Genomic DNA, 11128 nt, shown 5'->3' with positions numbered 1-11128 from the left:
CCGCAAAAGGCACGCCGCCCGAGCGCGCCTCCCAGGGCCGCGTTCACTTCGGCAATTTCCCGCCTACCCGGCAGGCACCCATAGGCGGATTTCCGCTCATCACCACAGATAAAACCCCTCTAGCCCGGGCCTCTCGCTCTTGGCACAGCTCCTGCTATAGCCCCAGTAGGCTGCGCTTGCGCGCGCTCCACAAAAACAATGAATAGAAGGGTCCGTCATGGATATCTCTAATACCCTACCTGCTGGGTCGGCGGCTGCGCCCACCCAGGAAAAGACCACCGCCAGCCGCCTGAAATCGATTTTCAGCGGTTCCGTCGGCAACATGGTCGAGTGGTACGACTGGTACGTCTACGCTGCATTCTCGCTGTACTTCGCCAAAGTCTTCTTCCCCAAGGGCGACACCACTGCGCAACTGCTGAACACCGCCGCGATCTTCGCCGTGGGCTTCCTGATGCGCCCGATCGGTGGCTGGCTGATGGGGCTGTACGCAGACCGCAAAGGCCGTAAAGCCGCGCTGATGGCCTCGGTGCTGCTGATGTGCTTCGGCTCCCTGATCATCGCCCTGACCCCGGGTTACGAAACCATCGGCGTCGGAGCTCCGATCCTGCTGGTGCTGGCGCGCCTGATGCAGGGCCTGTCGGTGGGCGGCGAGTACGGCACTTCGGCCACCTACCTCAGCGAGATGGCGACCAAGGAACGTCGCGGCTTCTTCTCCAGCTTCCAGTACGTGACCCTGATTTCCGGCCAGCTCATCGCCCTGGCGGTGCTGATCGTGCTGCAGAACGTACTGACCACCGAAGAACTGCAGTCCTGGGGCTGGCGGATTCCGTTCGGCATCGGCGCTCTGTGTGCGGTCGTGGCCCTGTACCTGCGTCGCGGCATGGAAGAAACCGAGTCCTTCACCAAGAAGAAGGAAAAGCCCAAAGAAAGCCTGATGCGCACCCTGATGCGTCATCCCAAGGAATTGATGACCGTGGTCGGCCTGACCATGGGCGGCACCCTGGCCTTCTACACCTACACCACCTACATGCAGAAATACCTGGTGAACACCGTCGGCATGAGCATTTCCGACTCCACCACCATTTCTGCAGCGACCCTGTTCCTGTTCATGTGCCTGCAACCGGTGATCGGTGCGCTGTCGGACAAGATCGGTCGGCGACCGATCCTGATTGCCTTCGGCATCCTCGGCACCCTGTTCACCGTGCCGATCCTCACCACCCTGCACACCATCCAGACCTGGTGGGGCGCGTTCTTCCTGATCATGGCGGCGCTGATCATCGTCAGTGGCTACACCTCGATCAACGCAGTGGTGAAGGCCGAGCTGTTCCCCACTGAAATCCGTGCCCTGGGTGTGGGCCTGCCCTACGCGCTGACCGTATCGATCTTCGGCGGCACCGCGGAGTACATCGCCCTGTGGTTCAAGAGCATCGGCATGGAAACCGGCTACTACTGGTACGTCACCGCCTGCATTGCCTGTTCGCTGCTGGTCTACGTGACCATGAAGGACACCCGCAAGCATTCGCGGATCGAGACCGACTGAAAAAAACAACGCCCGGGTGCAAGGCCCGGGCGTACTTGCTGATCTGTAGGACGCTTTCGCCGGCAAGCCGGCTCCTACAGATGCTGGGTGTGAGTCAGGACAGTTCAGCGGCGTTCTGCCGTGAGAAGCGGTTCTGGGCCCAGGACGCACCGACAATCATCACCAGCAGAATCCCCGCCAATACCGCCGATGAGCCGATGGTGCCGAAATCCAGGCCACCCTTTCCATGGGGTTTGGTGAGGAAGTCGCCCAAGGTCGCGCCGAAGGGTCGGGGCATCGACAGCAGATCACCTGCGGTTTCAGGGTCGCCGCGCAGATTTTCATGACCCAGAAGGCCAGGGTGATCTGGGGAAGTTTGTTCATTGGTAAGGGAGCTCCAAGGGTCGCATTCGAGATGGCCTGTCGTGGGTTGCAGACCTGCGCGAAGGCTGAACGCCCCGGAGTGAAAAATAGGTCGGGGCTGAATGAAAAAACCGTTGAAGGTTTTTTTATCCTTTTTTTGTCCGCCACCTGCTCAATTAATGATCAGTTAATGCTGGATGCTTAGCCTGCTACTGAATCCAAGTTGCGACTTGGCACGTATCTGTAGTGAGGCCTGAGTGCGGTAACCGGTGGTCAGTAATGACGGCCTACATATCGGTAAATTCGATTTTAATAAGCATTAATTTGCGCTTTTTTATCAAATTTACAGGAGTAGGATTCATTCCAAGCCCAACGCAAACACCTCAACGAACCTGGAGTCACCACCATGAAAAGCAAACTGATCCTCGCCCTGACCCTGTCGGTACTGGCTGCCAACACCTTCGCTGCTGACGGTTTCGATCGCACCGGTTCCGCCACCTTCGCTGCAGACGGCTACGACCGCACCGGTTCCGCTACCTTCGCTGAAGATGGCTACGACCGTACCGGTTCCGCTACCTTCGCTGAAGATGGCTACGACCGCACTGGTTCCGCTACCTTCGCTGCCGACGGCTACGACCGCACCGGTTCCGCCACCATCAGTTGATCGATTCACCTGACACCACAGCCCGGCTTCGGCCGGGCTTAGTCTTTTCTGGCCGGGGAAGATCTGCCGCCACCTGGATCACTCGGGGCCCGGACGCTGGAATTCGACCAGAGCGCACTGCACTATGGCGCCCTTCACTCGCACCCCTGCAGGAACCTTGAGCCATGTCCGACGATATCCACTATTACCAACCTGCCCTGGGCCACGGCCTGCCCCATGACCCGTTCAATGCCATCGTCGGCCCGCGCCCCATTGGCTGGATTTCTTCCCAGGATGTCGAAGGCCGGCTGAACCTGGCGCCTTACAGTTTCTTCAATGCCTTCAACTACATTCCGCCGATCATTGGTTTTTCCAGCGTCGGGCGCAAAGACAGCCTGAACAACATCGAGGCCACCGGGGAGTTCGCCTGGAACCTGGCCACCCGGCCCCTGGCCGAACAGATGAACCAGAGCTGCGCCGCGGTCCCCGCCGAGGTCAACGAGTTCGAACTGGCCGGGTTGACGCCCGTGGCCTCGAAGATCATCAGCGTGCCCCGGGTTGCCCAGAGCCCGGTGTCCTTCGAATGCAAGGTCACCCAGATCATTCAGTTGCAACGTGCGGACAAGGAGTTGGTGCCGAGCTGGCTGATCCTTGGCGAAGTGGTCGCCGTGCATATCGCCAAGTGGCTGCTCAAGGACGGGATCTACGACACCGCCGCGGCAGAACCCATTCTGCGCGGCGGCGGGCCGGCGGACTATTTCCAGTTGGGACCCGAGGCCCTGTTCAAGATGCACCGCCCAGGAGCGGTCAGGTAGTTCGGCGACTCAGTGACTGTGAAAGCTCAGTTCGCCGTCTTGATCGACGTCGGCCAGCTGTTCGAGGTGTTGCGCGGCAGCCTGGTCGGCTTCGTGAGCGGTCTTGAAGATCTGCTCAACCAGAATTTTATGAAAGCGTGGAGCCCCTGAAGCGCCCAGGGCTTTGACGGCGATGGCGGCGCTGTATCCCCCCTCCCCTGGAACCACAGCGGAAACTGCTTCGTAGTGTGCAAACTCTTTACGTGCCATGTTGCTGATCCTGGCCAATGGAAAGTCGGCCATTCTAAACCTTCAACTGGCCAGCTTGTGCACCGGCGCGCGCTGCAGTTGCGCGTACTCACCATGAGCCTCAAGCGCCGACACCGTGCTGAAGGTGTGGAAGTCCAGGCTGTTGACCACCAGGTCCTGAACCAACTCGGCGAAGATCGCCATGGTCGGCGAGTTGAAATAGGCGGTCATTGTCTGCTGGCTGCTCCAGAAGCCGGACATCAGCCACAGGTCGGCATCGCACTGCGAATGCTGTACAGCGAAGTGCAGGCAGCCGGTGGCCTGGCGCGAAGGTTCGATCAGGCTGCTCAAGCGCGCCCCCAGCTCCGTGGAGCGCCCGGCCCGGGCCCGAACAAAAGCCATGTGACTGACGGGAATATGCGTGGACATGTGGAACCCTCCCAGGGTGTTGTCGAGGCAGCCGGGGGACGGGCTGCGACACAATCAACGATACGGGGCGGGCCCACTCGCGCGTTAGTCGATTTCTGCCGTTGATTTGCCCAATCCTGCGACAAGCCTGTTCCTGTACCGCATGGGCGGCGACACGGGACAGAAGCGTTACAACGGTGTTTCAAGCAAGTGAAACGCCCGAGCATCGGCTCACCTTGCCTATCGCGCGCGCAAGCAGCAGGATCAGGCAAGTTTTACGCAGAATTCGCCTACCCGCGACTCTTGCACAAACTTAAGCTGTGCCGACTGCAAACATCCCGAGGCGCCCCATGTCATCACTGGATACCCTGCCGCCGCCCCTGGCTCCGGAGATGGAACGCCAGCGCGTGGAACTGGCCGCGATCATTGCGCGCAACACCGCCGAAGACGGCAGCTACGCCACCGCCATCGACTCGCTGTTCGTCTCGCGCCACAGCACCTCCCATCATTTCGGCTCGGTGCTGGCACAACCGGCGCTGTGCATCATGGCCCAGGGTCGCAAGGAAGTGCGCCTGGCCGATGAAAGCTACAACTACGACCCATTGAATTACCTGGTGGTCTCGGTTTCCGTGCCGCTGAGCGGCAAGGTGGCGATCGTTTCGCCGCAAGAGCCGATCCTGGCCCTGCGCCTGGACATCGACCCCGGGGAAATCAATGCGCTGATCGCCGATGCCGGCCCCCTGGGCGTACCCGCCCGGCCCACCGGACGGGGCCTGTACGTGGAGCGCCTGGACCCGGCGATGCTCGACGCCGTGCTGCGCCTGACCCGCCTGCTGGACACCCCGAAAGACATCGCCATGCTCGCGCCGCTGGTGCGTCGGGAAATTCTCTATCGCCTGCTGCGCAGCCCCCAGGGCCACCGCCTGTATGAGATCGCCACCGCCAACAGTCAGGGTCACCGCGTCAACCAGGCCATCAAATGGCTCAACGGTAATTTCGTGCACCCGTTGCGCATCGATGACCTGGCTCGGGAAGTGAACCTGAGCGTGTCGACCCTGCATCACCGCTTCAAGGCGATGACCGCCATGAGCCCCTTGCAGTACCAGAAGCAGCTGCGCCTGCAAGAAGCCCGGCGCCTGATGCTGGCCGAAGGGCTGGAGGCTTCGGCGGCGGGGTATCGGGTCGGCTATGAAAGCCCGTCCCAGTTCAGCCGCGAGTACAGCCGACTGTTTGGCGCGCCGCCCCTGCGGGACATGGCGCGCCTGCGGGTGGGCGGGTAACCCGGGCTCGCCGGCAAGCCGGCTCCTACAGCGCGCGGATTACGTGCTTGAGCTCCTGGAAGGCTTGCAAGCCCCAAGGCCCCAGTTCGCGGCCGATGCTGCTCTGTTTGTAGCCGCCCCAGGCGGTCTGGGGAAAGATCACCTGGGGTGCGTTGATCCACACCAGGCCGGCCTGCAGGGCATTGGCAACCCGTTCGGCATTTTCCACGTCCGCCCCCACCACACTGGCCACCAGGCCGAACTCGCTGTCATTGGCCAGTTCAATCGCCTCTTGCTCGCTGCTGAAGCTGCGCACACAGAGCACCGGGCCAAAGATTTCGTCACGCCACAGGGCACTGTCCAGCGGCACCTCGGTGAACACCGTGGGCTGGATGAAAAAGCCCTGCAGCAACCCGGCCGGGCGGCCGCCGCCACAGACCAGCCTGGCACCGACATTCAGGCCACGATCGATGTGCGCCAATACTCTCTGATATTGCGCCTGGTTCACCAGGGCGCCCATCACCACCTCGGGGTCGAACGGGTCGGCCACCCGAATGCCTTCGGCCCGGGCCTTGAGCCGCAAGAGGAATTCATCGGCCAGCTCGTCGGCGACCAATACCCGGCTGGTGGCAGAGCACATCTGCCCGGCATTGAAGAAACCACCGCCACAGGCCAGCTCCACCGCCAGGTCAAGGTCGGCATCCGCCAGCACCAGCAAGGATGACTTGCCCCCCAGTTCCAGGCTCACGCCCTTGATGGTTTCCGCCGCCCGCTGCATGACCTGGACCCCCACCGCATTACTGCCAGTGAAGGAAATCTTCGCCACTCGCGGGTCCGCCGCCAAAGGCGCGCCGACCGCCAGGCCGGTCCCGCAGACCAGGTTGAACACTCCATTGGGCAAGCCGCTTTCGGCGATGATCGCCGCCAGCTCCAGCTCCGGCAGAGGAGTGACTTCCGAGGGCTTGAGCACCACGCTGCAGCCGGCGGCCAGGGCGGGCGCCAACTTCCAGGCCGTGGTGACCATGGGGAAGTTCCACGGCACGATCAGCCCGACCACGCCACAGGGCTCGCGACGCAGGCGCGCGCTGAAATCCGCGCAGGGCAGCGGCACATTCGCATCCTGGGTCGCGTCCAACGCCTCGGCCAGCCCGGCGTAGTACTCAAAGGTGGCGATGACATCGTCCACATCCATGGCCGCCTCGAACTGCGGCTTACCGTTGTTGCTGGACTGCAGGTGCATCAGCCGCTCCCGGCGTTCGGCCACGCCGGCAGCGATCTTGCGCAGCACGGCGGCACGCTCCACGCCACTGCTTTGCGCCCAGCGGGCAAGCCCCGCCGTAGCGGCCTGCAGCGCCTGATCCACGGCTTGTGGCCCGGCGCCCGCCACCCAGGCCAAGGGCGCCTCGGTGGACGGGTTGATCACCTGCAGATGCTCACTGCCTGCCGACCATTGGCCATCGATGTACACACCGTTCAACACGTGTGGCGAACTCATGCCTGTACTCCTTGAGTCCAGCGATTCTGGTCAACTTCAATCAAGGTCGGTCCCTGGCGATCGGCTGCCATGCGCAAGGCCGCACGCAGTTGTTCGACGCTGTCGATGCGCTCGGCTGCGCACCCGAGGCTCTTGGCCACGGCAATGAAATCCGGGGTGTAGATATCGACCCCTACAGGCTCGATGGCACGATTGACCATGTACTTCTTGATCTCCTCATAACCCTGGTTATTCCACAGCAGGACGATGATCGGCGTGCGTGCTTCCACGGCGCAGGCCAGTTCCGCCAGGGTGAACTGCAAGCCGCCATCGCCGATCAGGCAAGCCACCGGCCGCCGCTGGCTGGACTGGGAAGCGCCCCCGAGCCAGGCGCCGATGGCGGCCGGCAAGGCATAACCCAGGGTGCCGTAGCCGGTGGACGAGTTGAACCAGCGCCGCGGCTGCTCGGGATTGAACGTCAAGTTGCCGCTGTACACCGGCTGAGTGGAGTCACCCACCAGAACGATCTCCGGCAACTCCTGAACCACGGTTTCCAGGAGCAGGGTCTGGGCCCGGGTCGGCATGTCCCACAGGCTGTCCAGTTCGCTGCGCAAGGCAGCGGCCCGGGCCTGGCCCCAGTCGCTGCTGCGCTCGCTCAAGGTTTGCCGGGACAGGTCGGCCAGCAGGGCTTGGGCAGCGTTCCCGGCATCGGCTACCAGCGCCACTTTCGGTGGGTAGTTGCGCACGGTTTGATCGGCGTCGATATCGATCCGCAACAAGGCCCCGGGAATTTCAAAGCCGCCGGCAAAGGTCACGTCGTAATCGGTTTCCGCCAGTTCGGTGCCGATGGCCAGCACCACGTCAGCCTCGGCCACCAGGGCACGGGTTGCCACCAATGACTGGGTGGAGCCAATCAGCAGCGGGTGGGCCGACGGCAACATGCCCTTGGCGTTGATCGTCAGGGCCACCGGAGCCTGCAGCAGTTCCGCCAAACGGGTCAGGGGAGCGGCCGCATCAATGGCACCGCCACCGGCCAGGATCAGCGGGCGCTTGGCCGCCGCCAGCAGCTGCCCCATCCGGGCGACGGCGTCCGGGGCGGCACCGGCACGGGCAATGGTTACCGGCTCGCTGGCCAGCAAGTGATCCGCATCCTGAACCAGCACATCGAGAGGAATCTCGATATGCACCGGACGTGGGCGTCCCGCCTGGAACAGGGCGAAGGCCCGGGCCAACACCACTGGCAGTTCGTCGGCACTCATCAGGGTATGGGAAAACGCCGCCACGCCACTGACCAGCGCACTCTGGTTCGGCAATTCATGGAGCTTGCCGCGCCCGCCGCCCAACTGGCTGCGGGTCTGCACGCTGGAGATCACCAGCATGGGAATCGAGTCCGCATAGGCCTGGCCCATGGCGGTGGTGATGTTGGTCATGCCGGGGCCGGTGATGATGAAACACACACCGGGCTTGCCGCTGGTGCGGGCGTAGCCGTCAGCCATGAAACCGGCGCCTTGCTCATGGCGCGGGGTGACATGCTGGATGGGCGAGCGGGCCAGGCCGCGATACAACTCGACGGTATGTACCCCGGGAATGCCGAACACCTGCTCAACCCCATAACCTTCAAGTAACTTGACCAGTACTTCGCCGCACGTCGCCATCTCATCGCCCTTCTTATTGGTGGGATACCCGACGCCTGACCACTGGCTGGAAAACGTCAGCAGACGCCGGGAGGGCTATTGGAACGGTGGGGCTGTAGCCGCAACAATGGATAAAAAGTCATACTAGCCATGTCCTCACGTCATGCCTTGGCTCCCCATGAAACGCTTGCCTCCCCTGCCTGCGCTGCACACCTTTCTGGTCACCGCCCAGTGCTGCAATCTCACTCGCGCTGCCGAGCAGTTGCACATCACTCAAGGAGCGGTGAGCCGACAAATTGCCGGCCTGGAAAGCCACCTGGGTTATCCGTTGTTCCAGCGCCATGCCCGGGGCTTGAGCCTGACTAGCGAAGGGGCGCAATGGTTGCCGCGGGTGCAGCAGGTATTCGAACTGATCAATGGCGCGGTGGACGACATTGGTGGGCAGAACCGCAACCTGCGCCTCAAGGCTCCGACCTGTGTGATGCGCTGGCTGCTGCCTCGGCTGCTGCAGTGGCAAAGGGAACGTCCGGATGTGCCGGTGCAACTGACCACCACCATTCAGCACGGCGTGGATTTCAGCCGCGAACCCTTCGATGCCGCCGTCATGTACGGAGCCCCGCCAACCCCGACCCTCGGTTCGCGGCACCTGTTCAATGAACAACTGACGCCGGTCTGCTCACGACCGCTGCTGGAGGGCCCGGTGCCTCTCAAAAGCCCGGCGGACCTGCAACAGCATTTGCTGCTGCATCCCTCCCACGATCAACGGGACTGGCAAAGCTGGTTGAAAGCCGCAGGCACGCCACTCAATACCCTGGGCAAGGGCCAGCATTTCGAGACCCTGGACCTGGCGATGTCCGTGGCGTCCCAGGGGACGGGAGTGGCGATTGGCGACTGGGCGTTGATTGGCGACGACCTGAGTGCCGGAAGGCTGGTCATGCCTTTTGAATTGAAGGTACCGACGGGCCAGGCGTACTACCTGGTCTACCCGGAGCGCCCGGGGCCTTCGACCGCCTTGCAGGAACTGCTGGACTGGCTGGTGGAGCAGGCCAAACAGCGTTGAACGGGAAAGCCCTGATGCCGGCAGACAGCAAAAAGGCCCGCAGGGGGCCTTCAACACTTGCCGGAACACCCCCGATAACCGCCTACGGCAGGCGGTTACCAGGGCAATCGGTCGCCAATCAGTAACCGACGGTGAAACGCTGGCGGCGATGAGCCGGTTTTTCCACTTCGTCGATCAGGGCAATGGCGTAGTCGGCGAAACTGATCCAACTGCGACCTTGGGCACTGACCAGCAGATCGTCCTGGCCCAGGCGGAACTGCCCGGTGCGCTCACCCTCAACGAACTCCGCCGATGGCGAGAGGAAGGTCCAGTCCAGATCCTGCTCCTTGCGCAAGGTATCCAGGTAGACACCACCGGCGCTGGCCTCGGCCTTGTACTCCTCCGGGAAGCCGGGGCTGTCGATGACCTTGCCGCCACCGGGCAGCAGCAGCGAACCGGCACCGCCCACCACCAGCAGACGCTTGACCCCGGCCTTTTTCACCGGGTCGATGATGGCATTGGCCGGGATGGTGGAAAAATGCGCGGCGCTGATCACCACGTCGTGGCCGGCCACCGCTGCCTGCAATGCAGCACTGTCGGCCACATCCACCTCGCGGGTGAGTACGCCGGCACGCTGGCCGATCTTCGCCGTGTTGCGGGCGATGGCGGTGACGCTGTGACCGCGACGCAGGGCTTCTTCCAGGAGTTGGCTACCGGCACGGCCGGTGGCACCGATGATTGCGATCTTGCTCATGACATGTCTCCAGTTGGCTAAGAGAGTACAGAGGCGTCCACTCCCCGAAGGGAGCGGGTCAAACCGGTTTCACCACTTCATTTCGCCCTTGGCGACCTTGGCGCTCAGTTCCAGGGAGCTGTCTTCGCCCAGGTCCGGGTAACGCTTTTTCATGGCCGCGATCAGCGCGGTGGAGTCCTGGGCCTTGGCCGTCTCTTCATCAAAGGCCTTGATGTAGTCCGCGGTGAAGTGCACCGGGGCCAGGGAGCGGGCGCTATCGCCGAGGAAGTGCCCGGGGATCACCGTCTTGGGCTGCAGGCCGTCGATGGTCTTCAGGGTGCTCAGCCAGTCCTGGTGGGACTGCGGGGTCTGGGTATCGGCCATCCATACATGAATGTTTTCCGCGACCACCACGCCCCCCACTACGGCCTTGATCGACGGAATCCATACAAAGCTGCGATCCGGTTGCTTGCCGTCCAGGCCGATGACCTCGAGTTTCTGCCCTTCAAGGGTCAGGCTGTGGCCCTTGAGTACGCCAGGCACAATGGTCTTGGCCGGAATGTCTGCGCCCATTTTCGGGCCCCAGAACGCCAGCTTGCCGTCCACCGTAGCCTTGATGTGATCCACCGTTGGCTGTGAGGCAACGACCTTGGCATCGGGGAAGGCGGTGGTCAGGGTGTCGAGGCCGAAGTAGTAATCCGGATCACCGTGGCTGATGTAGATGGTGGTCAGGTGCTTGCCACTGGCTCGGATTTTTTCCACCAGTTGCTGGGCCTGGGATTTGCCGAACTGGGCATCCACCAGGATCGCGTCCTTCTTGCCGCTGACCAGTACCGAGGTCACCGGGAAGATGGCATTGGCACCCGGGTTGTAGACATCCAGCTTCAGGATGGGCTCGGCGGCTGCGGCATGGGCGGCAAAGCCCAGGGTGGCAGTGGCCAGCAGCAGGCGTTTGAGAGAGGTGAATCCGATCATGAGGGCAGCTCCAGCATCTGTTGGCTTGGTTGGATGTG

Annotated in this window: 11 protein-coding genes and 1 pseudogene; 5 read left to right on the top strand and 7 right to left on the bottom strand. The window is 62.7% G+C overall.

From position 1 onward, the window contains the following. Positions 1 to 217 precede the first annotated feature (217 nt). A complete protein-coding gene (locus tag BLX41_RS18745; protein WP_123726091.1) occupies positions 218 to 1540 on the top strand; it encodes an MFS transporter in 1323 nt (440 codons plus the stop codon). A gap of 94 nt (positions 1541 to 1634) precedes the next feature. On the opposite strand, the pseudogene BLX41_RS18740 reads toward BLX41_RS18745, so the two are convergent. After that, positions 1635 to 1817, bottom strand: a pseudogene (locus BLX41_RS18740) (hypothetical protein); the annotation flags it as partial. A 471-nt stretch (positions 1818 to 2288) separates the two neighbouring features. On the opposite strand from BLX41_RS18740, the gene BLX41_RS18735 reads away from it, so the two are divergent. Further along, positions 2289 to 2546, top strand: a complete 258-nt coding sequence (locus BLX41_RS18735) for a hypothetical protein (protein WP_123726090.1) — start codon at positions 2289 to 2291, stop codon at positions 2544 to 2546. 164 nt (positions 2547 to 2710) lie between these two features. Then, positions 2711 to 3340 carry a flavin reductase family protein gene (locus BLX41_RS18730; RefSeq protein WP_123726089.1) on the top strand — a complete coding sequence of 210 codons (630 nt, stop codon included), beginning with the start codon at positions 2711 to 2713 and terminating at the stop codon, positions 3338 to 3340. A gap of 9 nt (positions 3341 to 3349) precedes the next feature. On the opposite strand, the gene BLX41_RS18725 is transcribed toward BLX41_RS18730, so the two are convergent. Both BLX41_RS18725 and BLX41_RS18720 read right to left on the bottom strand, forming a co-directional pair. Continuing rightward, the gene (locus BLX41_RS18725) at positions 3350 to 3622 is read right to left on the bottom strand and encodes a hypothetical protein (protein ID WP_123726088.1); all 273 of its coding nucleotides are present in this window, start codon (positions 3620 to 3622) and stop codon (positions 3350 to 3352) included. Positions 3623 to 3631: 9 nt separating this feature from the next. Further along, positions 3632 to 3997 (bottom strand): putative quinol monooxygenase, encoded by a 366-nt coding sequence (locus BLX41_RS18720; RefSeq protein ID WP_123726087.1) that lies wholly within the window; start codon positions 3995 to 3997, stop codon positions 3632 to 3634. Between the two features lie 329 nt (positions 3998 to 4326). Between BLX41_RS18720 and BLX41_RS18715 the strand changes: the two genes are divergently transcribed. Next, positions 4327 to 5256, top strand: coding sequence for an AraC family transcriptional regulator (locus tag BLX41_RS18715; protein WP_123726086.1), 930 nt, complete (start codon positions 4327 to 4329; stop codon positions 5254 to 5256). Between the two features lie 25 nt (positions 5257 to 5281). Here BLX41_RS18715 and BLX41_RS18710 read toward each other — a convergent pair whose 3' ends face one another. Then, positions 5282 to 6730: an aldehyde dehydrogenase family protein gene (locus BLX41_RS18710; protein WP_123726085.1), complete on the bottom strand. Its 1449-nt coding sequence runs from the start codon at positions 6728 to 6730 to the stop codon at positions 5282 to 5284. After that, a complete protein-coding gene (locus BLX41_RS18705; RefSeq protein WP_123726084.1) occupies positions 6727 to 8364 on the bottom strand; it encodes a 5-guanidino-2-oxopentanoate decarboxylase in 1638 nt (545 codons plus the stop codon). The genes BLX41_RS18710 and BLX41_RS18705 overlap by 4 nt, the downstream gene beginning before the upstream one ends. A 157-nt stretch (positions 8365 to 8521) precedes the next feature. Here BLX41_RS18705 and BLX41_RS18700 point away from each other — a divergent pair, with 157 nt between their 5' ends. Beyond that, positions 8522 to 9403 (top strand): LysR substrate-binding domain-containing protein, encoded by an 882-nt coding sequence (locus BLX41_RS18700; RefSeq protein WP_123726249.1) that lies wholly within the window; start codon positions 8522 to 8524, stop codon positions 9401 to 9403. A gap of 118 nt (positions 9404 to 9521) precedes the next feature. On the opposite strand, the gene BLX41_RS18695 is transcribed toward BLX41_RS18700, so the two are convergent. After that, entirely contained in the window at positions 9522 to 10136 is a 615-nt protein-coding gene (locus tag BLX41_RS18695) for an NAD(P)-dependent oxidoreductase (RefSeq protein ID WP_123726083.1), read from the bottom strand. Positions 10137 to 10205: 69 nt separating this feature from the next. After that, positions 10206 to 11090: an MBL fold metallo-hydrolase gene (locus tag BLX41_RS18690; protein ID WP_123726082.1), complete on the bottom strand. Its 885-nt coding sequence runs from the start codon at positions 11088 to 11090 to the stop codon at positions 10206 to 10208. Between the last annotated feature and the right edge of the window lie 38 nt (positions 11091 to 11128).

The sequence above is a fragment of the Pseudomonas protegens genome, assembly GCF_003732485.1.
Taxonomy (GTDB): Bacteria; Pseudomonadota; Gammaproteobacteria; order Pseudomonadales; family Pseudomonadaceae; genus Aquipseudomonas; species Aquipseudomonas protegens_B.
The sequence above is the reverse complement of the archived record's forward strand: the minus strand, read 5'-3'. Positions and strand labels throughout refer to the sequence as shown.

Coding starts and splice junctions, on each gene's coding strand:
- BLX41_RS18745 (WP_123726091.1), top strand. CDS start 218: ATGGATATCTCTAATACCCTACCTGCTGGGTCGGCGGCTGCGCCCACC.
- BLX41_RS18735 (WP_123726090.1), top strand. CDS start 2,289: ATGAAAAGCAAACTGATCCTCGCCCTGACCCTGTCGGTACTGGCTGCC.
- BLX41_RS18730 (WP_123726089.1), top strand. CDS start 2,711: ATGTCCGACGATATCCACTATTACCAACCTGCCCTGGGCCACGGCCTG.
- BLX41_RS18725 (WP_123726088.1), bottom strand. CDS start 3,622: ATGGCCGACTTTCCATTGGCCAGGATCAGCAACATGGCACGTAAAGAG.
- BLX41_RS18720 (WP_123726087.1), bottom strand. CDS start 3,997: ATGTCCACGCATATTCCCGTCAGTCACATGGCTTTTGTTCGGGCCCGG.
- BLX41_RS18715 (WP_123726086.1), top strand. CDS start 4,327: ATGTCATCACTGGATACCCTGCCGCCGCCCCTGGCTCCGGAGATGGAA.
- BLX41_RS18710 (WP_123726085.1), bottom strand. CDS start 6,730: ATGAGTTCGCCACACGTGTTGAACGGTGTGTACATCGATGGCCAATGG.
- BLX41_RS18705 (WP_123726084.1), bottom strand. CDS start 8,364: ATGGCGACGTGCGGCGAAGTACTGGTCAAGTTACTTGAAGGTTATGGG.
- BLX41_RS18700 (WP_123726249.1), top strand. CDS start 8,522: ATGAAACGCTTGCCTCCCCTGCCTGCGCTGCACACCTTTCTGGTCACC.
- BLX41_RS18695 (WP_123726083.1), bottom strand. CDS start 10,136: ATGAGCAAGATCGCAATCATCGGTGCCACCGGCCGTGCCGGTAGCCAA.
- BLX41_RS18690 (WP_123726082.1), bottom strand. CDS start 11,090: ATGATCGGATTCACCTCTCTCAAACGCCTGCTGCTGGCCACTGCCACC.